This window comes from Vreelandella aquamarina, from assembly GCF_020075495.1.
GTDB lineage: Bacteria > Pseudomonadota > Gammaproteobacteria > Pseudomonadales > Halomonadaceae > Vreelandella > Vreelandella aquamarina_A.
On the sequence record NZ_JABYQT010000002.1, the window covers coordinates 372938 to 398440 of the forward strand.

Consider the following 25503-nt stretch of genomic DNA (forward strand, 5'->3'; position numbering starts at 1 on the left):
CACGGTGTTGGCTCGGCGCCAACACCTTGAATGGATGAGTCATAGTCATGGTGAAAGTGCGTGAAGACCAACCGCTGATGGACGGCGGCGAGGTAGACATACAACAATGGTTGACGCGCTTGCAGGAAAACGTGCATCTGCGCGACTCCGAGCGTCTTGTCGAGGCCTGCGAGCTTGCCAGAAAGCTGGAGCTCGAGGCGCCTCGAACCCATCGTGTATGGCTGTCGCCAGGTTCGAGCTTTCGCATGGGGCTCGAGATGGCGGATATCCTGGCCGATCTGAAACTGGATCAAGCCACGCTGGAAGCGGCGGTGCTGTATCGCGCCGTACGCGAAGAGCTGCTCAGCCTGGACGCCGTGGGCAAACGCTTCGGTGCTGAAGTCGCCAATCTGATCGATGGTGTGCTGCAGATGGCGGCGATCAGCTATCCGCTGGCGCCCAATCATGGCATGGGGCAGCACAATCAGCAGGAAAACCTGCGCAAGATGCTGGTCAACATGGTCGGTGACGTTCGCGTGGCGCTGATCAAGATTGCCGAGCGCACCTGCGCGCTGCGCCAGGTCAAGGATGCCCCTCTGGAAAAATGCCATCAGGTCGCACGCGAGGTCGCCGATATCTACGCACCGCTTGCCCATCGTCTGGGCATCGGCCAGATCAAGTGGGAACTCGAAGACCTGTCGTTTCGCTATCTTCATGAAGACGAATACAAGGCCATTGCCAAGCTGCTGGCAGAAAAGCGTCTGGACCGCGAGCGCTACATTCACGATGTGGTAGAAACGCTCAAGACGCTGATGGAAGCCCAGCACATCACCCAGCATGACGTGAGCGGCCGGGCCAAGCACATCTACTCGATCTGGCGCAAGATGAAGCGCAAGGGCATCGACTTCTCCGACGTTCACGATGTCCGTGCGGTGCGTATCCTGGTGCCGGAAGTCACCGACTGTTACACCGTCCTGGGGATCGTGCACTCGCGCTGGCACCACGTGCCGGACGAGTTTGACGACTATATCGCCAATCCCAAGAAAAACGGCTATCAGTCGCTGCACACGGCAGTGGTCGGCCCCGAGAACAAGGTGCTCGAAATCCAGATCCGTACCTTCGCCATGCACGACGATGCCGAGCTTGGCGTCTGTGCGCACTGGCGTTACAAGGGGCACGATACCAACGCCAAGAGCCGCAGCTACGAAGAGAAGATTGCCTGGCTCAGGCAAGTGCTCGAGTGGCAGGACGAAGTGGGCGGCTTTGGCGATCTGCGCGAGGGGCTTGCTAGCGACGTGGCGCCGGATCGCAACTACGTGTTTACCCCGGACGGTCACGTCATCGACCTCCCTCGTATCGCCACGCCGATCGATTTTGCTTACCGCGTGCATACGGAGATCGGCCATCGTTGCCGGGGCGCCAAGATCGACGGGCGCATCGTACCGCTGACCTATCAGCTCAAAACCGGCCAGCAGGTGGAAATACTGACCGCCACCAAGGGCGGCCCCAGCCGTGACTGGCTGAATCCGAGCCTTGGCTATGTACGTACTTCACGCGCGCGGGCCAAGATCCAGGCATGGTTCAAGCATCAGGCGCGGGACCAGAACCTGGAAGAGGGGCGCACGCTTTTCGAGCGCGAAATGCGCAGGCTCGATGTCGATGGTCTGGACCTGCCCAAGCTCGCCGCCGCGGTCAATTATCAGAACGCCGACGACATGTATGCGGCCATCGGTGCGGGGGATCTACGTATTGGCCAGGTGCTCCACCAGGCGCAGCAGCTGTTCGGTGAAACCGATGACCAGGAGCAGCTGGACCGGCTGCTGGCCAAGCCTCGGCGGTTGCCCAGCAAGACCCCGAAAAGCGATATTACCGTACTTGGCGTGGGCAACCTGAAAACCAGCATGGCCAACTGCTGCCGCCCGGTACCCGGCGAGCCGATTGTCGGCTTTATCACCCAGGGGCGGGGCGTGACCGTGCACCGCCAGGATTGCAGCAATATTCTTCAACTGCGCATGGAAGAGCCCCAGCGCATCATCGAAGTGGAGTGGGGCGAGCGGGCATACACCCGCTACCCGGTGACCATCGAGATTCAGGCCTGGGACCGTTCGGGGCTTCTGCGCGATGTCACGGGACTCCTGGGCAACGAAAAGGTGAACGTGCTTGCAGTGAACACTCTGACCGATACCAGCGAGAGCATTGCCCGGCTGCGTATTACCCTTGAGGTAGATGGCCTTGAATCACTGGGGCGGCTCTTTTCGCGTATCCAGCAATTGCCCAATGTGACCGAAGTGCGCCGCCTGCGTAACACGGACCCTGAAAAAGATACCGGCCGCGGAGGCGCCTGATGCGTTATCAGCTGGACGACCTGTTAACCTTGATGCAAGTGCTGCGCGACCCCGAGCAGGGCTGCCCGTGGGATATCGGGCAGGGCTGGGACACCATCGTGCCGCACACCCTGGAAGAGGCCTATGAGGTTGCCGATGCCATCGAGCGGCGCGCCTTCGACGAGCTGCCGGGCGAACTTGGCGATCTGCTTTTCCAGGTGGTGTACTACGCCCAGTTCGGCGCGGAAGAAGCGCGGTTTGATTTCCACGATATCGTGCATACCCTGACCGCCAAGATGCTGCGCCGTCATCCGCACGTGTTTCCGGACGGCACGCTTGAGTCCCGCCGCCCGCCAGGAGTTAGCGCCGAAGCCCTGCAGACCCGCCAGGTGAACAGCCGCTGGGAAGCGCTCAAGGCCGATGAGCGCGCGGAACGTGCCGCCAAGGCTCCTTCGGTGCTGGATGACGTGCCCGCCAACCTGCCGGCGCTCAGCCGGGCTGCCAAGCTCTCCAAACGTGCAGCACGGGTGGGTTTTGACTGGCCCGATGCGAAAGGCGTTGTCGCCAAGATTCGTGAAGAGCTTGCCGAAGTAGAGCAGGCCCTGGCCGCCGGCGATACGCGCCATGCCCAGGAAGAAGTGGGCGATCTGCTGTTTGCCGTCACCAATCTGGCCCGCACGCTGGGTGCCGACCCGGAGCAGTGTCTGCGCGGCACCAATGCCAAGTTCGAACGGCGCTTTCGCTACGTGGAGCAGGCGCTGAGTGCTGCCGAGCGTGCGCCGGACAAGGCCACGCTCGAGGAGATGGAATTTCACTGGCAGGCAGCCAAACTTCAAGAATAAGATAGTCCATACATCAACTTAATAACGAGCGACCCCGCCAGGAGGCCTTGCCAATGAGTCACGATCTACACGAATCGCTGCGCGATAATGTCCGTATTCTGGGCGACAGCCTGGGCCGCACCATTGCAGACGATCTAGGCCAGGCGTTTGTCGACAAGATCGAGACGATTCGCGCGCATGCCAAGCGGGGCCGCCAAGGAGATTCACTGCAGCAGCGCGAGCTGATCGAGTACCTGCGCAAGCTGCCCGAGCGTGACCTGCTGCCCGTTACCCGCGCCTTCAACCAGTTTCTGAACCTGGCCAATATTGCCGAACAGCACTACCGGGCGCGCTTTCGGCGCGTCGAAGATTACAAGCCCGGCTCGCAGCCGGCACTGGGCGAGCTTCTTGAGCGCGCCCAGCAGGCAGGCAACTCCCCGCGCAAGCTGGTCGAGACGCTGTCGAAGATGCGCGTCGAGCTCGTGCTCACTGCACACCCCACGGAGGTCATCCGCCGTACGCTGATTCAGAAATACGACGCCATCGACGAATGCCTGACCGCCATTGAAGGCGCCAGCGACTACCCCGAACGGGGCGCGCGTGCCCAGGGGCGGCTCGAGGAGCTGATCAGCCAGGCCTGGCATACCGATGAAATCCGTCATGAGCGGCCAACGCCGGTGGATGAAGCCAAGTGGGGGTTTGCGGTCATTGAAAACTCGCTGTGGCAGGCGGTGCCCGATTTTCATCGCGACCTGGATAACCTGCTGCTGGAAACCGCCGGCGAGCGCCTGCCCCTGGACGCCGCGCCGATTCGTTACGCCTCCTGGATGGGTGGTGATCGTGACGGCAACCCTAACGTCACCGCCAAGGTGACGCGCGAGGTGCTGCTTCTGGGCCGCTGGATGGCAGCGGACCTGTACCTGCGTGATCTCGAGCAGCTCAAGACCGAACTTTCCATGTGGAAGGCCAACAGCGCCTTGAAAGCCGAAGTAGGTGACGTTGCCGAACCCTACCGCGAACTGCTCAAGCGGCTGTTGATCAAGGTCGAAACCACCCGCGACTGGGCCAAGGCGGCGCTTGAAGGGCGCAATTTCGATGGCGGGCCGATCGTGGAAACCCGCGACCAGCTCTACGCGCCGCTGCTGGCCTGTTACCGCTCCTTGTGCGATGTAGGGCTGGATACCATCGCCAACGGCTCGCTACTGGATACGCTGCGCCGGGTAGCGGTATTCGGCGTCACCCTGACCAAGCTGGACCTGCGCCAGGAAGCCAGCCGCCACGCTCAGGTGATCGAAGAGCTGACCGATGCGCTGGGCATTGGCCATTACCAGGAGTGGGATGAAGCCAAGCGGCAGGCGTTTCTGCTTGAAGAGCTTGCCTCGCACCGACCGCTCATTCCACGCCGCTGGGAGTGCTCCGCTGAATCCCGCGAGGTGCTGGATACCTTCAAGGTGATTGCCCAGGAGCACGCGGAGGCGCTGGGTACCTATATCATTTCCATGGCCGGTGAACCTTCGGACGTATTGACCGTGGCGCTGCTGATGAAGGAGGTGGGCGGCCAGGCTACGCTGCCCATCGCGCCGCTGTTTGAAACACTCAACGACCTGGATCACGCCGGCAGCGTTATCGAGCAGCTGCTTTCACTGCCGGGCTATCGGGCGCTGATTCATGACCGCCAGGAAGTCATGATCGGCTACTCGGATTCTGCCAAGGATGCCGGCCAGCTGGCCGCCGCCTGGGCGCAGTACCGCGCCCAGGAAGCGCTGGTAGATGTATGCGAGCGCCACGGTGTCGACCTGACCCTGTTCCACGGCCGAGGTGGCACTGTAGGCCGTGGCGGCGGTCCGGCCCACGCCGCGATTCTTTCTCAGCCGCCAGGCTCGGTGAATGGCAGCCTGCGAGTGACCGAGCAGGGGGAGATGATTCGCTTCAAGTTCGGCCAGCCGGATATCGCCCTGCGCTCCATGGAGATCTACGCCTGTGCCGTGCTGGAAGCCACGCTCCTACCACCGCCTGCCCCGGAACCCCGCTGGCGCGAGGAGATGGATAATCTCGCCAGCATTGCGCACGCCGGCTATGTGGGCGTGGTGCGTGAAAATCCTGATTTCGTACCCTATTTCCGCGCGGTAACGCCCGAAGGGGCGCTTGGGCGGCTGCCGCTGGGCTCACGGCCTGCCAAGCGGCGCCAGGATGGCGGCGTGGAAACACTGCGCGCCATCCCCTGGATCTTCGCCTGGACGCAGATCCGCCTGATGCTGCCGGCGTGGCTGGGAAGCGGTGAAGCCTTCGTCCGCCGTCTGCAGGAGCCGGGTGGCCTGGAAGTGCTTAAGGAGATGCGCAACCGCTGGCCGTTTTTCGGCACCTATCTTGATATGCTCGAGATGCTGCTGGCCAAGGCGGATACCGCCATTGCTGCCTATTACGAGCACCGCTTGGTGGACGAGCCGTCGCTCAAGGCGCTGGGCAAGGAGCTGCGCGAGCGCTTTGCGCGTCTGGAAAACGTGCTGCTGGACATCCTTCAACAGGAGAAGCTTCTGGAGAACACGCCGCTGATTCGCCAGGCCATCGATGTGCGCAACCCCTACATCGACCCGCTGCATGGGCTGCAGGCCGAGCTCTTGCAACGTAACCGCGATGCCGACGGAGCGATCAGCGCCGATCTTTCCCGCGCACTCATGGTGACCATGGCCGGGATCGCGGCCGGGCTGCGCAACACCGGCTAAACGAACATCGCGGGATAAAGAGGCCGCTCGGAAAGTGGGCGGCCTCTTTTGACACTGTCTTTACTCACTTTCAGCCTTACGGCGAGTTATGTCATTAAGAAAATCGACCCGAATCAACAAGTACATCAGCGAAAGCGGCCTCTGCTCGCGCCGCGAGGCGGACCGCTTTGTCGAGCAGGGCAACGTCTGGATCAATGGCCGTCGGGCGACCACGGGTGATCAGGTGGTTGCCGGTGATCGGGTAAAGGTGAACGGCCAGGAGATTGAGCCTCAGGAAGAAGAGGATCTGGTGCTGATTGCGCTCAACAAGCCGGTCGGCATCGTGAGTACCACAGAATCCAGCGAAAAGGACAACATCGTCGAGTTCGTGAAGCATGGTGCGCGTATTTTTCCCATCGGACGGCTGGACAAGGACTCCCAGGGGCTGATCTTTTTGACCAACAACGGTGATCTGGTCAACAAGATTCTGCGTGCCAACAATAATCACGAAAAAGAGTATCAGGTGACGGTGAACAAGCCGATCACCGACGAATTTGTAGAAGGCATGCAAAAGGGCGTGCCGATTCTTGGTCAGGTCACCAAGAAGTGCAAGGTAGAGAAGGCTTCCACCTTCGTGTTCATGATTACCCTGGTGCAGGGGCTCAACCGCCAGATTCGCCGCATGTGCGAATACTTCGGCTATGAGGTCACTCAGCTGGTGCGCACCCGCATCATGAACGTAAGCCTGAAGGGCTTGGCGCTGGGCGATTGGCGAGATCTGACGCCTAAAGAGATCGACACCATCGTGGCGCTGACCGAAAGCTCCGAGGCGGCCCCGGCGCCTCAGACGTCCGCCAAACCAAAGGCCAAGCCGCGCGCGCAGAGTGGCCCGAACCCGCGCAAGCCAAAGCCGGCGGGTGGCAAGCCGGGTGGTTCGGGCAGGGCGGCCAATGGCAAACCGCGCTCGAGCGCCAAGGGCAAGTTCTCAGCGGTGGGCAAGGCGCATCCGAAGGCCAAGGCAGGGAGCAAACCAGCTTCCCAGGGCAAGCGGGCAGGCAAGCCCGCTGGCAAGGGAAGGACAGGTACCAGCAAGCCTGGCACGCGCGGCGGTCAATCCAGGGGCAAGCCAAAACGCTAGGTTTTCCACGGCGTTAGGATACGAGCGCTGCTTTTCTGAGCATTATGTAAATTATACTTTATAATCACGGTGTTGCGATAAGGTAAAGTTGTCTGAATTACCTTGCCCAACTTGCGTGGGGCCAACTAAGGTATTGATACTTGTCTATCAATGGAGGACCTTGAGATGGCACAAAGTGAGCTTCAAGATGCCACTATCTACACCCAGGATGGGAGCACGCTAGGCACCGTTTCAGATGCAAGTGCTGAAACGAAGATCGAAGTAGTCAAGACCGATGGGAGCCGCATCTGGCTGGAAAGGCACGATCTCAAGGAGGTCGACGGTCAGTGGCAGGTCGCTGAGGGATATACGGTCTATTCAGCGGATCGCGTCAGCGGTGACTATACGGAAAGCGATGTGGATGACATGGTCGATGATACCTTCCCGGCCAGCGATCCGCCCTCGTTCACGTTAGGCGATAAGGGCAAGGGGCGCTGACGCCGGCAAAAGCCTGAACACTGCGCAAACAGATATGCAAAAGCTGGATACCGCTCACTGTGGTATCCAGCTTTTTAGCTTTTATCACGCGTCTCATCAGGTAGCCAAAAGGAAATTGGCAATCAGCTCCTTGCCGCCCTCGGTGGCAAATGACTCGGGATGAAACTGGATGCCGTGAATCGGGTAGTCGCGATGCTTGACGCCCATCAGCTCGAACTCACCGGCATTCTTCCAGTGGCTGCGCTGCTCGAAATCTTCGGCTCTCAGGCTGCCCACGGTAGCCGTGACCTGCAGGCACTCCGGCAGCGAATCCGCATGCGCGATCAGCGAGTGGTAGCGCATCACCTCAAGCTGGTCCGGCACGCCCTGGAACACCGACTGCTGAGCATGGTTCACCGGGCTGATCTTGCCGTGCATGGGCAAAGGCGCCTTGACGACCTGACCGCCAAATACATGCACGATGCCCTGCATGCCCAGGCAAACGCCGAGAAGGGGCGTGGTCTTGCCAAGCTCCTTGATCACTTCAGCACACACGCCAAAATAGCGCGGGTCATCCGGCGAGCCGGGGCCGGGGGAGATGATGATGCGGTCCGGCGCCATGGCCACGATATCGGCAAAGGTGATCTGGTCGTTGCGTTTGACCAGAATATCGAAAGCATCCAGCGCACCTCGATTCTTCTCGGTGGTCAGAATCTCGCCAATGAACTGATAGAGGTTGTAGGTAAACGAATCGTAGTTATCGATGATCAACACGTTCATGCCGGGCTCTCCGAATTCATGAAGGGGGCCAGCGCCTTGCGCGTGCCGGCGAACTTGCGGCGGATCTCTTCGTATTCATCCTCGGCGTTACTGTCATAGACATTGCCGCCGCAGGTCTGCACGTAGGCGCGCTCGCCGTTGACGAACACCGTGCGGATGGGGATGGCAAAGGTGCAGTCACCGTTGAACGAGAACTGACCCACAGCGCCGCCATAAGGGCCTCGGCCATCGGTTTCGAGTTCATCGATGATCTTCATCGCCTCGATCTTGGGCGCACCGGTCAGCGTGCCGGCGGGGAAGTTGCTGGCAAGTGCGGTGAACATGTCCTCTCCCTCGGCGATGATACCGACAATTTCGCTCGAGATATGCTGCACGTGGCTGAAACGCTTGATATCCATGAGGCTGCGCACCTTCACCGTGCCGAACCGGGCAACCCGGCCGATATCGTTACGGTGCAGGTCCACGATCATGTTGTGCTCGGCGATCTCCTTGGGGTCGTTCAAGAGCTGGCGGGCGAGCTGGGTATCTTCCGTGGCATCCCGGCCGCGGGTGGTGGTGCCGGCAAGCGGGAAGGTTTCCATTTCGCCCTGACGCAGGCGGAACAGCAGCTCGGGGCTTGCGCCAATCAGTTTCTGCTCGCCAAACTTCATGAAGTACATCTGTGGCGAGGGGTTGATGGTACGCAGCTGATCGTAAAGGGCCACGGTATCACCCTCGATGCGAAAGCGCTTCTTGAACCCCACCTCGCACTGGAACACCTTGCCGTCGATGATATCCTGCTTGACCTTGGCCACGGCCACGGCGTGTTCGGCCTGGCTCATGGTATCGCCCAGAGCAGTGATATTCAGCGCGCCGCTGGGCTCGTCCTCGGCATCGATCAGCGACTGCAGAAACTCGAAACGGCTGTGTTCGTAATGAAAATAGGTCACCTCGCCGGTCATCTTGTCGAGGATCAGGCCATCCTTGTAAAGCCCGAAACGAAAGGTGTCGAAGTCGTCGCTGGCCTTGAGCGAAAGCGTGGGCTCGAAATACTGCATGGCGTCATAGCCCAGGTAACCTGCCAGGCCCCCGGCGTACTTGCGCGAGATGATGTTCTGGGGAATCAGACTGCGCAGCAGTTCATAGGGGTTTTCACTTGGGTAGTGCTCGGTGTTGCCTTCCCGGCCCTCGATGCTCAGCGTCTTTCCATTGGCGTAGAGCGTGTATTCCGGGTCAAAGCCGATGATCGAGTGGCGAGCCATGTGGCTGTCTTCGCCCAGCGACTCCAGCATGTAGCAGGTATCGAACTGCTTCTCGATCTTCTTGAATAGCGCAAAGAAGTCGCAGTCGGCAGCCAGGGTCACGTAGTGGGGCTTGCGCGGCAGGGTGAACGGGCGTGGGCCGGTGCCTGATGGGGGCGTTGCGTAAGTCGTCATGATTCAGCGGTCCAGTGTCGAGTGGGAGGTACCTAGCGCGCGGGAGCCGCGGGAAACGGTGGCAATGCCAACGCCCAGCATCTGGGCGATCTGGCGATGGGGTACGCCGTCACGCAGCAGATTGAAGATTTGCAGCCGTTTGCTGATCTCCTGATACTCCGCCGGGGTCAGCAGGCGCTCAAGCGCCTCGTTCATGGCCGCGGGGTCATCCACGCTCAAGAGATAGTCGATCAAGGCGTCCCGGTATTCATCCGAAGACGTTGGTGGTTGTGAAACGGGCGTTCCAGGCATGCGGCACCGGTATCCTTATGTATGTACTAGCGTACTAGTACGATATATGGATTGGCCGGGAAGTCAAGCAAAGGGTTATCCAAGCAAGCTAATCGATTACTATACCGCAACGTTGATTCAAGGAGCGCGTCATGACGGCCTATTTCATTCAAGCATTCATCTACCTTGTGGCGGCCGTCATTGCGGTGCCGCTGGCCAAGCGCTTTGGACTTGGGTCGGTGCTGGGGTATCTGGTGGCCGGCGTGGCCATCGGCCCGGTATTTGGCCTGGTCGGTCAGGAAACCAACACCATTCAGCACTTTGCCGAGTTTGGCGTGGTGATGATGCTGTTTCTGGTAGGCATGGAGCTTGACCCCAAGAGCCTCTGGGCGATGCGAGTACGCTTGGTAGGGCTGGGGGGCTTACAGGTGGCGATTACCGCTGCGGCGGGCTTTGCCATCGCACTCTGGCTTGGTCTGGTATGGCAGACGGCGCTGGCGGTCGGGCTGATCTTTGCGCTCTCGTCAACGGCCATCGTGCTGCAGACGCTCAACGAGAAAGGGCTTGCCAAGACCGAAGGCGGACGCAGCGCGTTTTCAGTACTCCTGTTTCAGGACATCGCCGTCATTCCCATGCTGGCGCTGATTCCGCTGCTGGCGCTGCCCGAGCTGATGGGGGCAGCAGGCGGGGGGGATGACCATAGCGGCTTCAACCTGGTCGCTCATCTGCCCGGTTGGGCGCATGCGCTGGTGGTCATCGCTGCCATTGCCGCCGTGATCGCCGGGGGCTACTATCTTGGCCCGCCGCTTTTCCGCTACGTGGCAGGCGCCGGGCTTCGCGAAGTCTTCACCGCTACCGCGCTGATGGTAGTGATCGGTATTGCCGCACTCATGAGTCTGGTCAATCTGTCGCCCGCGCTTGGGGCATTTCTGGCTGGGGTAGTGCTTGCCAACAGTGAGTTCAAGCACGAGCTGGAAGCCAATATCGAGCCCTTCAAGGGGCTGTTGCTCGGGCTTTTCTTTATTACCGTGGGTGCGGGCATCAACTTTGGCGTATTCGCTGCCGAGTGGGCTACCGTGATTGGCCTGGCCCTGGGCGTTATCGCCATCAAGGCCGTGGTGCTTCTGGCTCTGGCCTTGCTGTTCAAGATCAAGGAGAGCAACTTCTGGCTGTTTGCCCTGAGCCTGGCCCAGGCGGGGGAGTTCGGCTTCGTGCTGTTGACCTACAGCGTACAGAACAGCGTCATCCCCTCGGATACCGCACAGATACTCTCGCTGGTGGTCGCGCTTTCCATGTTCCTGACGCCGCTTCTGTTCATCGCCTACGACCGCCTGGTACTGCCGCGCTATCAAAGTGGCCAGGATGAGCGCGACGCTGACACCATCGAGGAGCAGGCGCCGGTCATCGTGGCCGGGGCAGGGCGCTTTGGGCAGATCATCTGCCGCCTGCTGCGGGCCAACAACATGCCCATGGTCGTGCTTGATCTCGAACTCGAGCAGATCGAAAACTCCCGCCGCATCCATATCAAGAGCTACTTTGGCGATGCCAGCCGCGCGGACCTGCTGGAGCGGGCGGGAATCGAGAATGCGCGCCTGCTGGTGGTAGCCATCGACGACCGCGAGCGCGCCGTGCAGATGGTCCGCCACGTCAAGCACTACTTCCCCAACGTGTGGGTGCTGGCGCGTGCCTTCGACCGCGGCCACGGCTACCAGCTGCGCGAAGCCGGCGCTGATGACGTGGTCAGCGAGACTTACCACTCGGCGCTGGAATTGGGCGGCCATGCGCTGACCGCCATGGGCGTACACCCCATGCGCGCCAAGCAGATGACCTGGTCCTTCCTGCAGAACGAACAGGCCCACGAAGATGAGCTGTTTGACGCCTGGAAGGAGATAGAAGGGGGCATCAGCTTCAGCCCACGCTACGGCGAGCTGTTCATGAAGCTCGAGGAGTCGCTCAATACCGCCATGAACCAAGAGTGGCACGAACCCAGGCGGGAAGATGTGCCGGTGTGGACGGCGCCAGAGGAGGATACGCGTTGAACTGCTAGGTTCAAGCCATTAAAACGGCAGATGCAGCGATGCACTCAAATGATTGAGGTGACTCAAGGTGGGTGCGTCGACGCGTTCGTACTCGAGGCGGGTGATCAGGCGGTTGATGGTCAGGGTGGCGCCGAATCCCTGCAGCCAGGTGGTGCCGCCTTCATCGCCTTGGGGCAGGTTGGTTTCACCGCGCCACTCGGTCAGGCCGGATTTGGCATACATGCTGACAGCGCCCATGCGAATGCCGGCAACGAGGGCACCGCCGAGGCTTAGGGTATCCATGATCAAGGGCGTCATACTGGAGGCGATAGGGACTTCGTCGCTTTCGCGATAGGCAATTTCGGCGCCGATATCCAGGCGGGGAAGCTGCCAGGGGCTGAAGCCTGCCGTGAACCGAAAACCTGAGGTATAGGTATCCAGGCTGCTCAGATCGCTGCCTTCAAGCACCACGCCATTGTCCAGCTGCATCAATTCGCTGGTGGGCGTGGCGTAGGCGATGGCCGGAAGCGTATCATCAGCCGCAGCAGTCAATATTGGTAGGGTAGAGCCGATAACGCCGTAGAGTATAACGCCAGCCAAGCGTTTCATTGGGGGGTTCCTCGTCCTTGGCCTGTTATTATCCTGACCAGCTTAGCAACTGGCCCTTATTTCTACCACGTTAATTGCGCCTGCCTTGAGGTTGAACAGCAGGTTTTCCCCCATCTTCATGAAGCGCTCGCCGAATACCCACTGTGGCGAAAGCGCCGGTGCCTGGCCTGTTTGCTCCTTGCCGCGCTGGCGCTCGCGCCATTCAAGGGCTGGGCGACTCCAGTCCAGGTCGTGCTCCAAGGTAAAGTTGGCCTCGATGAGCATTTTCTTCAAGGTTGAATGTTCGAGGAGGTGCGAATGTTCAGCGGTGAGCGCCCAGGGCACCGGGAAGCGCAGTTGGGATACCTCTGGCCCGCTCACTACTTCATGCATGACCAGCTTGCCGCCGGGGCGCAGCACTCGGCGGCTCTCTTTGAACACCTGGGCCGCATCGGGCATGTTCATGAGGCTATGCTGGAAGAGAAGGGCATCGAAGCTTGCCTCGGCAAAGGGGAGGGCGCAGGCGTCGCCGGTTATCCAGCGAAGTGGTGGCCCGGCCGGAGAGGCAAGCGCCGTCAGCGCCTGGTTGAGTCGCGTGAAGCGATGGGTAATATCCAGTCCGGTCATATGAAACCCGAGCGCTGCGCCCTGGCGCATCAGCCCGCCCAGGCCCGCGCCCATATCCAGCACGCGCGGGTGGATGGCGGGGTCGAGCAGGCCAAGTAGACGTCTTGACGCACTCACGCCGCCAATGTGCAGCTGATCCAGCGGGGCGAGCTGGTGAAGTGTGGGGCCTGCCGGGTAGTGGTGCTGAATCTGGGCTAGCACTTCGGCGTCGCGCAATGCCTGGTGGTAGTGCGCCGCGAGTCCCCTCGAACTCACCGGCGTGTCTCCTGGTTCAGGCCCAGCTCGTTCATCGAGATCTCGCGCATCCTGAATTTCTGGATCTTGCCGGTCACGGTCATGGGAAATTCATCGACGAACTTGAAGTAGCGGGGGATCTTGAAGTGGGTGATCTTGCCCTGGCAGAACTCGCGAAGATCTTCGCCGGTGATCTCGCCTGCGGTGTCATTCAACTTGACCCAGGCAACCAGCTCTTCGCCGTACTTCTCATCGGGCACGCCGGTGACCTGTACATCGAGCACTGCCGGGTGAGTATACAGAAACTCCTCGATCTCCTTGGGATAGACGTTCTCGCCGCCGCGAATCACCATGTCCTTGATGCGTCCGACAATCTGCACGTAGCCCTCGTCATCCATGGTGGCCAGGTCACCGGTGTGCATCCAGCCCGCTTCATCGATGGCCTCACCTGTGGCCTGCTGGTTGTTCCAGTACCGGAGCATCACGCTGTAGCCCCGGGTGCACAGCTCGCCGATTTCGCCGCGGGGCAGAATGCCGCCGTTGCCGGGATCGATGATCTTGCTCTCCAGATGCGGCTGGGTACGGCCCACAGTGGAAACACGCTTTTCGATCGGGTCATCGGCGCCGGTCTGGGTGGACACGGGGCTGGTTTCGGTCATGCCGTAGGCGATCTGCACGCCTTTCATGTTCATCTTGTTGATCACCTGCTTCATGATCTCCGCCGGGCAGATCGAGCCCGCCATGATGCCGGTACGCAGCGTGGAGAGGTCGGTGGCGGCAAACTCGGGGTGGCCGAGCTCGGCGATGAACATGGTGGGTACACCGTAAAGCGCGGTGGCGCGCTGCTCGTGTACCGCCTTGAGCACCTTGCCGGGGTCGAAGCCCTCATCCGGGTAGATCATCGCCGCGCCATGGGTCATGCAGCCAAGGTTTCCCATTACCATGCCAAAGCAGTGATAGAGCGGCACCGGAATCACCAGGCGATCTTCACTGGTAAAGCCCATGCTTTCGGCCACGAAAAAGCCGTTGTTGAGAATGTTGTGGTGGGAAAGCGTGGCCCCCTTGGGAAAGCCGGTGGTGCCCGAGGTGTACTGGATATTGATCGGGTCATCGAACTGCAGCGTTGCCTGAAGCTCGTTGACCTCGGCCTGGCTGACCCGGCTGGCCTCCTGCACGAAATCGCTCCAGCGCCACATGCCCGCATGCTGCTCAGCGCTCAAGTTGATCACGCACTCGAGCTGCGGCAGCTTCAGCGATTTGAGCTTGCCGCCGGTGCTGCTCTGGAGCTCCGGGGCCAGCTCATACAGCATGCCGCGGTAATCGGAGCTCTTGAAACGGTCAGCACAGACCAGAAAGCGTGCGCCGGACTGGTTCAAGGCATACTCGAGCTCGTGGGTACGGTAGGCCGGGTTGATATTGACCAGAATGGCGCCGATTTTGGCGGTAGCGAACTGGGTCAGGGTCCACTCGGCACAGTTGGGCGCCCACATGCCCACCCGGTCGCCGCGCTTGACGCCAATGGCCAGCAACGCCCGGGCGCAGCGGTTCACTTGCTCGTGAAGCTCGCGGTAGCGCCAGTGAATATGCTGATGCAGCACGATCAGCGCATCGTTATCCGGGTACTCGGCGGCGATCTGGTCGAACTTTTCGCCAATGGTCATGCCCAGAAGCGGCTTGGCCGCGGTGCTGCTGGTGTAGCTGGGCAGGATCGGTGGTGTCAGTGTTTGTGATGCCATGATGTCTCTCCGAATGTTGTTCTTGTCTGTTCGAATGGACGCTGCTGTTGGCGTCGATGCGGCAACTATACTGAACGCGTACCTCTAGCCAGGGCGACCTTCGAGCCGGGGCGGCGGCCCAGCGCCCGTGTGATCCAGACGCCTGTCTCGATCACGGCCTGAAGATCGATGCCGGTGTCAATGCCCAGCCCTTCGAGCAGGTAGAGCACGTCTTCGGTGGCCACGTTGCCGGAAGCACCCTTGGCGTAAGGGCAGCCCCCGAGGCCGCCGGTGGCCGCATCGATCACGCTGATGCCTTCTTCCATGACCGCATACAGATTGGCGATTGCCATGCCGTAGGTGTCGTGGAAGTGGGCGGCCAGCCGCTCGATGGGGACCTCCTGGCTTACCGTATTGATCATCCTTTTCGCGGCAAGCGGCGTGCCCACGCCGATGGTATCGCCCAGTGAAATCTCGTAGCAGCCCATGTCAAGAAGCGCGCGGGCGACCGTTGCCACCCGCGCCGGTTCGATGGCGCCTTCATAAGGGCAGCCCAGCACGCAGGAGACATACCCGCGCACGCGCACGCCGGCGCCCTGGGCGCGCTCCAGCACCGGTGCGAAGCGCGTAAGCGACTCGGTAATCGAGCAGTTGATATTCTTCTGCGAGAAGGCTTCCGATGCAGCGCCAAACACGGCAACTTCTTCAACCCCCGCCTCAAGAGCGTTTTCCAGCCCCTTGAGATTGGGGGTCAGCGCCGAGTACACCACGCCAGGCATTCGGGTGATGCCGCGCATGACGTCACCGGCATCGCCCATTTGCGGCACCCACCGGGGCGAGACGAAGCTTGCCGCCTCGATATGGCGAATACCGGCACTGGCCAGCCGCTCGATCAGCTCGATCTTGGTAGCGGTAGGCACCATGGCGCCGGGTTCGTTCTGCAGGCCGTCCCGGGGGGCCATTTCGAACAGGCGCACGCGTTGGGGCAGGGTCATGACGAGACTCCCTGGTCAGCGGCGGCGAAGTCGAGCAGCACGTCGCCCTGGCTTACGGTATCGCCAGGCTGGAAGTGAAAGCTTGCCACGCTGCCATTCAGTGGTGCGGTCATGGCGTGCTCCATCTTCATGGCCTCCATCACCATCAGCGGCATGCCCTTTTCGACGCTGACGCCGGGGTCGACCAGCAGCGCCACCACGGTGCCGTGCATAGGCGCGGTAAAGCTTGACTGCACCTCGTGGGCGGCGTGGTTGGCGGCATCGAGGCGCTGCCACACAAGCCGTGTTTCGCCCTCGGGGCTTGCCAGCACCAGCACGTTGCCGTCGCGCTGGGCCTGCAGGCGGCGGCGATGGCCGTCCAGGGTGATGGCCACCGCATTGCCGGCAAGAGGGGCCAGGCTTGCGGTAAAGGTCTGGCCGCTGACCGCGAGGCGCCAGTGGGCATCGCCCGGCTGGCGCGTGCCTTCCACCGTGACCACCGGCTCGTCGCCGCCAGTGGCGGCTGGCGCTTGCAGCGCAATGCGCACCCTGCGGGGCGCGTTCAGGCGAAAACCGTCATGGCGCTGCCAGGGCGAGGCACCTTGCTGTTCGCCGGCAAGCTGGTGCAGGGCCACCAGCGCGGCGCTGGCGTAATCCTCGTTTGCGTCGCTGCGCGGGGCGAACAGCGTTGCCTCGTGGCGTTCGATGAAGCGGGTATCCAGCTCCAGGTTCTTGAACGCTGGATGGGTAGCCAGACGCTGGAGAAAGGCACGGTTGGTGACCACGCCCTGCACATCAAGAGCCGCCAGCGCCCGGTTGAGCGTGGCAAGGGCGGCGTCGCGGTCCACGCCGTGAACGATCAGCTTGGCGAGCATCGGGTCGTAGTGCATCGAGACCACGTCTCCGCTCTCCACGCCGCTATCCAGGCGCACCTGCGCGCCATTCAGGCCTGCGCCTTCCAGGTCCAGCGCAAAGCGGGTGAGGGTGCCGGTGGCGGGCAGAAAATCCTGCTCCGGGTCTTCGGCGTACAGGCGCGCCTCGAAGCTGTGCCCGGTGATGGTCAGCGCCTCCTGGGTGCAGGGCAGCGGTTCACCCATGGCCACGCGCAGCTGCCACTCGACCAGGTCCTGGCCGGTGATCATTTCGGTGACCGGGTGCTCGACCTGCAGGCGGGTGTTCATCTCCATGAAGTAGAATGCGCCATCTGCATCGAGCAGAAACTCCACGGTGCCCGCGCCCACATAGCCAATCTCGCGTGCGGCGCGCACGGCCGCACTTCCCATCGCCTCGCGCAGCGCGGGGGGCATGCCTGGGGCGGGCGCCTCTTCGAGCACCTTCTGATGGCGGCGCTGCACGCTGCAGTCGCGCTCGAACAGATAAACACCCTGGCCCTGACGGTCGCAGAACACCTGGACTTCCACATGGCGGGGCTGGACCAGATACTTCTCGATCAGCATGCGCTCGTCACCGAAGGCCGCGCTGGATTCGCGCCGGCAGCCGTCGAGGGCGGCCTGAAAGGCATCACCGCTTTCCACCACGCGCATGCCCTTGCCGCCGCCGCCGGCGCTGGCCTTGAGCATCACCGGGTAGCCGATCTTGTCGGCCTCGGAGCGCAGCAGCGCATCATCCTGGTCATCGCCGTGATAGCCCGGCACCAGCGGCACCTTGGCGTTCGCCATGCGCGCCTTGGCTGCTGATTTATCGCCCATGGCGGCAATCGCCGAGGCGGGCGGGCCGACGAAGGTAATACCCGCCTCTTCAAGCGCGGTCACGAATCGGCCGTTTTCGGAGAGAAAGCCGTAGCCGGGATGCACCGCCCCCGCACCTGTGCGCCGGGCAGCACTGATCACTGCGTCGATATCGAGATAGCTTTCCCGCGCGGCGGCGGGGCCGATGCGAATCGCCGCGTCGGCTTCGCGCACGTGGCGGGCGTTGGCGTCGGCATCCGAGTAGACGGCGACCGTCTTGAGGCCCATCTGGCGGGCGGTGCGCATCACCCGGCAGGCAATCTCGCCGCGGTTGGCCACCAGCAGGGTGTCGAACGGGGTTGTTCTTGTCATGGCGGGCTCCAGCGTCATGGTTGTGAACCGGGTGCCTGAACCCAGGCCGGGCGGCGTTTCTCGAAAAAGCTGGTGAGGCCCTCCTGGCCTTCGGCGCTGACGCGCAGCCGGGCGATCACCTGGCAGGTCTGTTCGCGAGTGGCGGTCGCCTCCGTTGATTCGCTCACCGCGGCCAGCAGCGCCTTGGTGGCCCGCTGCGCCTGAGGCGAACCTGCCAGCAGCGCCTTTAGCATCGCGTCCACGCTGCTATCCAGCGCCTCGCTCTCGACCACCTGATGGGCCAGACCCAGAGACAGCGCGGTATCGGCATCCATCATTTCGCCGGTAAGCGCATAGCGACGCATCTGGCGGGGGCCAAGTGCGCGCTGAACGTAAGGGCTGATGACCGCGGGTGACAGGCCAATCTTGACTTCCGAAAGGCAGAACTTGGCCTCGCGCGTGGCAATGACGATATCGCAGCAGGCGGCCAGGCCCACAGCCCCGCCAAACGCCGCACCCTGCACGCGGCAGAGGGTGGGGCAAGGCAGGGTATCCAGACGGTGCATCAGCTCGGCAAGCTTGCGCGAATCGGCAAGGTTGTCGTCCAGGTCGTAATCGACCATGCGCTTCATCCAGTGAAGGTCCGCCCCGGCGGAAAAGCTCTTGCCCTGGGAGCCCAGCACCACGGCGCGCACGTCACCCGCTTCTGCACGTTTTTCAAGTTCGGCCAGATGCGCATTCAGCTCGGCAATCAGGCTGTCGTCGAAGGCGTTGTGCACCTCCGGGCGGTCGAGCGACAGACGCGCCACGCCGTCTTGTATCGTCAATGTTGAATAAGCCATTGGCCCACCTCTACATCCGAAACACGCCAAAGCGCGTCTTTTCGATTTCGGCATTCATCGCTGCGGCAAGCGCTAGCCCCAGCACGTCGCGGGTCTGAAGGGGGTCGATCACGCCGTCATCCCAAAGCCGTGCGCTTGCATAGTTCGGGTGGCCCTGGTGCTCGTACTGCTCGCGGGTAGGCGCCTTGAAGGCCTCTTCGTCCTGTCGAGTCCACTCCCGGCCTTCGCGCTCGAATTGCTCGCGCTTGACCTGAGCGAGCACGCCGGCGGCCTGTTCACCGCCCATCACCGAAATGCGCGCGTTGGGCCACATGAACAGAAGGTTGGGCTCGAACGCGCGCCCGCACATGCCGTAGTTGCCGGCGCCGAAGCTGCCGCCGATCAGCACGGTGAACTTGGGCACCTTGGCACACGCCACGGCGGTCACGAGCTTCGCGCCATGCTTGGCGATGCCTTCGTGCTCGTAGGTTGAGCCGACCATGAAGCCGGTGATGTTCTGCAGAAATATCAGCGGAATCTTGCGCTGGGCGCACAGCTCGATAAAGTGCGCGCCTTTTACCGCCGACTCTGAAAACAGCACGCCGTTGTTGGCGATGATGCCTACTGGGTGGCCGTGAATATGCGCAAAGCCGGTGACCAGCGTATCGCCGTAGTAGCGCTTGAACTCGTCAAAGTTGGACGCATCCACGATCCGCCCGATCACTTCACGAACGTCAAAGGGCTTTTTCAGATCGGTACCCACGATGCCGTAAAGCTCCGTCGGGTCGAGCGTCGGTGGCTCGGGTGCCTGCATGGCAAGTTTGCCGCGCTTTTGCCAGTTGAGCCTGGAGACGCAGGCGCGGGCGATCTGCAGGGCGTGCAAATCGTTTTCGGCATAGTGGTCTGCCACGCCGCTGATCTTGGCGTGTACATCGGCACCGCCCAGGGCTTCCGCGCTGATGGTTTCGCCGGTGGCGGCCTTCACCAGCGGCGGGCCACCCAGAAAGATCGTGCCCTGCTCACGCACGATGATCGACTCGTCCGCCATGGCGGGCACGTAGGCGCCGCCAGCGGTGCAGGAGCCCATGACCACGGCGATCTGCGGGATACCTTCCGCCGACATCGTCGCCTGGTTATAGAAGATGCGCCCGAAGTGGTCGCGGTCCGGGAATACATCATCCTGGCGGGGCAGAAAGGCGCCGCCGGAATCCACCAGGTAGAGGCACGGCAAGCGGTGCTTTCGGGCGATCTCCTGGGCGCGCAGGTGCTTTTTCACGGTGAGCGGGAAGTAGGTGCCGCCCTTGACCGTGGCGTCGTTGGCCACGATCACGCACTCCACCCCGGATACCCGCCCGATGCCGGTGATCACGCCTGCTGCGGGCACATCGGTTTCATAGACCTGATAGGCGGCCAGCGCCGAGAATTCCAGAAACGGCGAACCTTCATCCAGCAGATGGTCGATGCGGTCGCGGGCGAACAGCTTACCGCGGCTCTCGTGGCGCTCGCGCGCCTGGGTGCCACCGCCCTGGGCGATGGCCGCGTTAAGCTCATAAAGCTTATCTACCTCGGCGCGCATGGCGGCGGCGTTGGCTTGGAAAAGCTCGCTTCTGGGATTGACCTGGGTAGTGATCCTGCTCATGGCGTGCCCCTACTGGCTTTCGGTAAACAGTTCACGGCCAATCAGCATGCGCCGAATCTCGCTGGTGCCTGCGCCGATCTCGTAGAGCTTGGCATCGCGCAGAAGCCGCCCGGTGGGGTACTCGTTGATATAGCCGTTGCCGCCCAGCAGCTGAATGGCGTCCAGCGCGGTTTGCGTGGCCTTCTCGGCGCAGTAGAGAATCACCCCGGCGGCATCCTTGCGCGAGGTCTGGCCCCGGTCGCAGGCGGCCGCCACGGCGTAGAGATACGCCCGGCAGGCGTTGAGCGTGGTGTACATGTCCGCCACCTTGCCCTGTACCAGCTGGAACTCGCCGATCGACTGGTTGAACTGGCGGCGCTCGTGAATATAGGGCACGACCACATCCATGGCGGCCTGCATGATACCCACAGGCCCCGCGGCCAGCACGGTGCGTTCAAAATCCAGCCCGCTCATCAGGACGTTGACGCCCTTGCCGACCTCACCCATGACGTTTTCGGCAGGCACCTCGCACTCCTGAAACACCAGCTCGCAGGTGTTGGAGCCGCGCATGCCCAGCTTGTCGAGCTTCTGCGCCGTGGAGAATCCGGGCATGCCCTTTTCGATCAAGAAGGTGGTGATGCCTCTGGAGCCTGCATCCGGGTCGGTCTTGGCGTAGACCACCAGCACGTCCGCATCCGGGCCGTTGGTGATCCACATCTTGTTGCCGTTGAGGATGTAACGGTCGCCGCGCTTCTCGGCGCGCAGCTGCATGGAGACGACATCCGAGCCGGCGCCCGGCTCGGACATGGCAAGTGCGCCCACGTGCTCGCCGCTCATCAGCCTGGGCAGGTACTTCTCCTTTTGCATGGGAGAGGCGTTGCGCTTGATCTGGTTCACGCACAGGTTGGAGTGGGCGCCATAGGAAAGCGCGACTGAGGCGCTGGCCCGGGAAATCTCTTCCATGGCGATACAGTGGGCCAGATACCCCATGCCGCTGCCGCCATCCTCTTCTGAAACGGTAATGCCCAGAAGCCCCATGTCGCCGAATTTCTGCCACAGATCGTTGGGGAACTCATTGTTGCGGTCGATTTGTGCGGCACGCGGGGCGATCTCGCTGGCAGCGAAGGCGTTGACCTGCTCGCGCAGCATGTTCATTTCATCGTCGAGGCCGAAATTGAGTTCCGAGTAGAGGGAGTGCATGGTCGATCACCTGTTGAATATTGTTAGATAGGTAATGCTGGATAGGTAATGCGCTGGCAGGCCCATGTCGTCAGGAAGCGGACGATGAAGCCTTGACGCGCACGTCGTCGCTGCGTTTCTCGCTGAGCTCCTCGAGCGCCTGGCGGCAGCGGATCTCGGCGCTTTCAAGCTCCAGCTGCACCATGGTGATGTCTTTCATCTGCTGTTCGAGCGCCGCCCGGCGCTCGGTAATCTTTTCGAGCATCAGGTGAAGCTGCTTTTCGCTGCCGCTGCGGGTCTCGTCCCACAGCTCGAAGAGCTCGCGAATCTCGGCAAGTGACAGGCCCAGGCGCTTGCCGCGCAGGGTGAGCTTCAGGCGTACCCGGTCCTTGCTGCTGTAGATGCGCGTCTGGCCGCGGCGTGCCGGGCGCAGCAGCTCCTGGTCTTCATAAAACCGGATGCTGCGGGTGGTCACATCAAACTCGTTGGCCAGTTCGCTGATCGAGTAGGTTCTGCTCATTGTTCAAGATTCTCGTCGAAAGGGTCTGTTCCCATGGAACACTGCCATTGAGGCTAAAACAAGTTGACGTTAACGTAAAGCAGTCATTGGGCGTGTGCAGAGACGCCCTGTATGCGGTAAGCCGTTGTCAAATAGCAGGTTGTTGTTTTATAGAACGCTAATTTGAATAGCGGTAGACCAAAGTTGTAATTGTCATGGCCTACCCGAGGTTGCTAGTTTGAAACTGCACTTTACGTTCAGGTAAAGATGCACAGCCCGCTAACAAAAATAACTGCCGGGCAGACGCTCGATAACCGATACCTCGCCTTCGTATCAAGCTCGCACCCGATACGACACAAGAACAGCAGAGGACTGGCACACCATGAGTGCAACCGCTACTTCGCCCGCTTCTGCAGCGGTGCTTGAAACGCGTGGCCTGACCAAGAGCTTTCGCGGCTTCACGGCAGTGGATGACGTCAACCTGAGTGTGCAGGAAGGCCATGTTCACGCCCTGATCGGCCCCAACGGCGCCGGCAAGACCACGGTCTTCAACCTGCTCACCAAGTTTTTGCCACCCACCCGGGGCGAGATTCTGTACCGGGGCAAGCCCATCACCTCGCTCAAGGCCAACCAGATCGCCCGGCTGGGGCTGGTGCGCTCGTTCCAGATATCGGCGGTGTTCGCCCACATGACCGCGCTCGAAAACGTTCGCGTGGCGCTTCAACTACGCCTGGGCACCTCGTTTCACTTCTGGAAATCGGAAAAAACCCTGGATCACTTGAACGAGCGCGCCATGGCGCTGCTTGACGAGGTGGGCCTGGGCGAATACGCCGATACCCTGACTGTCGAGATGCCCTACGGGCGCAAGCGGGCGCTTGAAGTGGCCACCACGCTTGCACTCGACCCGGTCATGCTGCTGCTCGACGAGCCCACCCAGGGCATGGGCGCGGAAGATGTGGATCGCATCGTGGCGCTGATCAAGCGGGTTTCGAAAGGGCGCACGGTACTGATGGTGGAGCACAACCTGAGCGTGGTCAGCCGGCTTTGTGACCGCATCACGGTGCTGGCCCGGGGGGCGGTGCTGGCCGAAGGCGACTACGCCAGCGTGTCGAACGACCCGCGGGTGCGCGAGGCCTACATGGGAAGCGCCGACAACGACGCCGAGAAAGCGAGAGCCAGCGCATGATGCACAGTACGATAAACTCAGCCCCGGCGACTATGCCCACCGCTAACCACTCCGCCCGGGAAATGATTCGGGTGAAGGACCTGCACGCCTTCTACGGCGAGTCGCATATTCTTCACGGGGTCAGTTTCGACGTGAAGCAGGGCGAGCTGGTCACGCTCCTGGGCCGCAACGGCGCCGGACGCAGTACCACCCTGAAAGCCATGATGAACATGGTCGGGCGGCGTACCGGCTCCATCGTGGTCAGCGGCCAGCAGACGCTTTCCATGAAGCCGCACCATATCCCGCGCCTGGGCATCGGCTACTGCCCCGAAGAGCGCGGCATCTTTGCAAGCCTGGATGTCCACGAAAACCTGCTGCTGCCGCCCACGGTCAGCTCCGGCGGCATGAGCCTGGATGATATCTACATCATGTTCCCCAACCTTTTCGAGCGGCGCAGAAGCCAGGGCACCCGGCTTTCCGGCGGCGAGCAGCAGATGCTGGCCATGGCGCGCATCCTGCGTACCGGGGCGCGCATTCTGCTGCTCGACGAAATTACCGAAGGCCTGGCCCCGGTCATCGTGCAGAAACTCGGCGAAGTGCTGGTGCAGCTGAAAGCACGCGGCATGACCATCGTGCTGGTCGAGCAGAACTTTCGCTTTGCTGCCCCCTTGGCCGACCGCCACTTCGTGATGGACCACGGCCAGATCGTCGAGGAGATCACCGCTTCTGAGCTGCCCGCGCGGCGCGAGCATCTCAACACGATGCTTGGCGTGTAAAGCGAAACACCCTGAAGCGTCACACCAGAACAGCGCCACATGACAACAACAATGGCCAGAGGCCAGGAGACGAACATGACGTTAATCAAGAAGCGACTCGCTGCAAGCATCGCCATGGCTGCCGCGACCGCGGTGGTGGCCACCACCGCTCAGGCCGAGATAAGCGATGACGAGGTGCGCATCGGCTACCTGGCGGATATGTCCGGCACCTATCGTGACCTTGCCGGCCCCGGCGGGCTGACCGCGCTCGAGATGGCGGTGGCGGACTTCGGCGGCAGCGTCAACGGCGCGCCCATCGTGGTGTTCAGCGCCGATGACCGCAACAGCGCCGACGTGGGCGCCAACACCGTGCGCGAGTGGATCGACCAGCGCAACGTCGATATGGTCGCGGGCTTGGTGGCGTCTTCGGTCACCATCGCAGTCACCAAGGTGCTGGCGGAAAACGACCGTCTGGGGCTGGTGTCTGGCTCCGCGGCTTCCAGCGTGACCAACGAGCACTGCACGCCGAACCATATTCACTGGGTCTACGATACCTATCCGCTGGCCAACGGTACCGCCAAGGCGGTGGTGGAGCAGGGCGGCGATACCTGGTTTCTGCTCACCGCGGACTACGCCTTCGGCCACGCACTGGAAGCGGATGTGACCCGCGTGGTGGAAGCCAACGGCGGCGAGATCGTCGGTGGCGTGCGTCACCCGTTCCCGACCAGCGACTTCTCCTCCTACATTCTTCAGGCCCAGGGGTCCGGTGCGAAGATCGTGGGGCTTGCCAACGCCGGGGCGGATACGGTCAATGCGATCACCACTGCCAGTCAGTTCGGTATCACCCAGTCCGGCCAGCAGCTGGCAGGGCTTCTGATCTTTCTGAACGACGTGCATGCCCTGGGCCTGGAGGCGACCCAAAATCTACTGCTGACCACCGGCTGGTACTGGGACATGGACGAGCAGTCCTGGGAGTGGGCGCAGCGCTATTTTGACGAGGTAGGCCGCATGCCCACCATGGTGCAGGCAGGTATCTACTCCAGCACCATGCACTACCTCAAGGCCGTGGAAGCGGCGGGCACCGACGAGGCCCAGGCCGTGCGCGAGCAGATGGCATCCGAGCCCATCAACGACTTCTTTGCCCGCAACGGGCGCATCCGTGAAGACGGCCGCATGGTGCACGACATGTATCTGGCCCAGGTGAAAACCCCGGAAGCGTCCACCGGCGAGTGGGACCTTTACGAAATTCTCAGCACCATTCCTGCTGAAGAGGCCTATCGTCCGCTCTCGGAAAGCCAGTGCAGCCTGGTGCAGAACTGAGCCGATAACCGTTGAGCACTTCCCTGCGGGCAGCCGGTAAAACGCCTGCCCGCAGGGGCGAGGAGG

At 61.8% G+C, this 25503-nt stretch carries 21 protein-coding genes; 9 read left to right on the plus strand and 12 right to left on the minus strand.

The features are described 5' to 3' along the window. Positions 1-47: 47 nt before the first annotated feature. From relA to HW452_RS04425, 5 genes are all read left to right on the plus strand, one after another. Positions 48-2324 (plus strand): GTP diphosphokinase, encoded by a 2277-nt coding sequence (relA, locus tag HW452_RS04405; protein WP_224104882.1) that lies wholly within the window; start codon positions 48-50, stop codon positions 2322-2324. Beyond that, positions 2324-3145, plus strand: coding sequence for a nucleoside triphosphate pyrophosphohydrolase (gene mazG / locus HW452_RS04410; protein WP_224104883.1), 822 nt, complete (start codon positions 2324-2326; stop codon positions 3143-3145). Before relA ends, mazG begins: the two co-directional genes overlap by 1 nt. A 53-nt stretch (positions 3146-3198) precedes the next feature. Beyond that, on the plus strand, positions 3199-5847 hold the full coding sequence (ppc, locus tag HW452_RS04415; protein ID WP_224104884.1) for a phosphoenolpyruvate carboxylase: 2649 nt from the start codon (positions 3199-3201) through the stop codon (positions 5845-5847). 88 nt (positions 5848-5935) lie between these two features. Next, the gene (gene rluF, locus HW452_RS04420; RefSeq protein WP_224104885.1) at positions 5936-6964 is read left to right on the plus strand and encodes a 23S rRNA pseudouridine(2604) synthase RluF; all 1029 of its coding nucleotides are present in this window, start codon (positions 5936-5938) and stop codon (positions 6962-6964) included. Positions 6965-7129: 165 nt separating this feature from the next. Then, the gene (locus HW452_RS04425; RefSeq protein ID WP_224104886.1) at positions 7130-7441 is read left to right on the plus strand and encodes a hypothetical protein; all 312 of its coding nucleotides are present in this window, start codon (positions 7130-7132) and stop codon (positions 7439-7441) included. A 96-nt stretch (positions 7442-7537) separates the two neighbouring features. On the opposite strand, the gene HW452_RS04430 is transcribed toward HW452_RS04425, so the two are convergent. From HW452_RS04430 to HW452_RS04440, 3 genes are read right to left on the minus strand one after another with little or no spacing between them, the layout of a single operon-like run. Then, entirely contained in the window at positions 7538-8200 is a 663-nt protein-coding gene (locus HW452_RS04430; RefSeq protein ID WP_224104887.1) for an anthranilate synthase component II, read from the minus strand. Further along, positions 8197-9615: an anthranilate synthase component I family protein gene (locus HW452_RS04435; RefSeq protein WP_224104888.1), complete on the minus strand. Its 1419-nt coding sequence runs from the start codon at positions 9613-9615 to the stop codon at positions 8197-8199. The genes HW452_RS04430 and HW452_RS04435 overlap by 4 nt, the downstream gene beginning before the upstream one ends. Before the next feature lie 3 nt (positions 9616-9618). Beyond that, positions 9619-9906 carry a Trp family transcriptional regulator gene (locus tag HW452_RS04440; RefSeq protein ID WP_224104889.1) on the minus strand — a complete coding sequence of 96 codons (288 nt, stop codon included), beginning with the start codon at positions 9904-9906 and terminating at the stop codon, positions 9619-9621. A 131-nt stretch (positions 9907-10037) separates the two neighbouring features. Here HW452_RS04440 and HW452_RS04445 point away from each other — a divergent pair, with 131 nt between their 5' ends. Beyond that, positions 10038-11924, plus strand: a complete 1887-nt coding sequence (locus HW452_RS04445; protein ID WP_224104890.1) for a monovalent cation:proton antiporter-2 (CPA2) family protein — start codon at positions 10038-10040, stop codon at positions 11922-11924. A gap of 18 nt (positions 11925-11942) precedes the next feature. On the opposite strand, the gene HW452_RS04450 is transcribed toward HW452_RS04445, so the two are convergent. From HW452_RS04450 to HW452_RS04490, 9 genes are all read right to left on the minus strand, one after another. Beyond that, complete coding sequence (locus HW452_RS04450) at positions 11943-12512, minus strand: hypothetical protein (protein ID WP_224104891.1); 570 nt, start codon at positions 12510-12512, stop codon at positions 11943-11945. Between the two features lie 42 nt (positions 12513-12554). Then, positions 12555-13373 carry a class I SAM-dependent methyltransferase gene (locus HW452_RS04455; RefSeq protein ID WP_224104892.1) on the minus strand — a complete coding sequence of 273 codons (819 nt, stop codon included), beginning with the start codon at positions 13371-13373 and terminating at the stop codon, positions 12555-12557. Next, positions 13370-15088: an AMP-binding protein gene (locus HW452_RS04460; RefSeq protein WP_224104893.1), complete on the minus strand. Its 1719-nt coding sequence runs from the start codon at positions 15086-15088 to the stop codon at positions 13370-13372. The genes HW452_RS04455 and HW452_RS04460 overlap by 4 nt, the downstream gene beginning before the upstream one ends. Positions 15089-15153: 65 nt before the next feature. Continuing rightward, complete coding sequence (locus HW452_RS04465) at positions 15154-16062, minus strand: hydroxymethylglutaryl-CoA lyase (protein ID WP_224104894.1); 909 nt, start codon at positions 16060-16062, stop codon at positions 15154-15156. Continuing rightward, entirely contained in the window at positions 16059-18101 is a 2043-nt protein-coding gene (locus tag HW452_RS04470) for an acetyl-CoA carboxylase biotin carboxylase subunit (RefSeq protein ID WP_224104895.1), read from the minus strand. Before HW452_RS04470 ends, HW452_RS04465 begins: the two co-directional genes overlap by 4 nt. Before the next feature lie 14 nt (positions 18102-18115). After that, positions 18116-18922, minus strand: coding sequence for an enoyl-CoA hydratase-related protein (locus tag HW452_RS04475; protein WP_224104896.1), 807 nt, complete (start codon positions 18920-18922; stop codon positions 18116-18118). A 10-nt stretch (positions 18923-18932) separates the two neighbouring features. Then, complete coding sequence (locus HW452_RS04480) at positions 18933-20540, minus strand: carboxyl transferase domain-containing protein (protein WP_224104897.1); 1608 nt, start codon at positions 20538-20540, stop codon at positions 18933-18935. Positions 20541-20549: 9 nt separating this feature from the next. Next, a complete protein-coding gene (locus HW452_RS04485) occupies positions 20550-21719 on the minus strand; it encodes an isovaleryl-CoA dehydrogenase (RefSeq protein ID WP_224104898.1) in 1170 nt (389 codons plus the stop codon). Between the two features lie 70 nt (positions 21720-21789). Then, positions 21790-22218: a MerR family transcriptional regulator gene (locus tag HW452_RS04490; RefSeq protein WP_106374221.1), complete on the minus strand. Its 429-nt coding sequence runs from the start codon at positions 22216-22218 to the stop codon at positions 21790-21792. Positions 22219-22579: 361 nt separating this feature from the next. On the opposite strand from HW452_RS04490, the gene HW452_RS04495 reads away from it, so the two are divergent. From HW452_RS04495 to HW452_RS04505, 3 genes are all read left to right on the plus strand, one after another. After that, positions 22580-23383: an ABC transporter ATP-binding protein gene (locus HW452_RS04495; RefSeq protein ID WP_224104899.1), complete on the plus strand. Its 804-nt coding sequence runs from the start codon at positions 22580-22582 to the stop codon at positions 23381-23383. Between the two features lie 32 nt (positions 23384-23415). Continuing rightward, the gene (locus HW452_RS04500; protein WP_224104900.1) at positions 23416-24138 is read left to right on the plus strand and encodes an ABC transporter ATP-binding protein; all 723 of its coding nucleotides are present in this window, start codon (positions 23416-23418) and stop codon (positions 24136-24138) included. 75 nt (positions 24139-24213) lie between these two features. After that, positions 24214-25437, plus strand: a complete 1224-nt coding sequence (locus tag HW452_RS04505; RefSeq protein WP_224104901.1) for an ABC transporter substrate-binding protein — start codon at positions 24214-24216, stop codon at positions 25435-25437. The last annotated feature ends 66 nt before the right edge of the window (positions 25438-25503 follow it).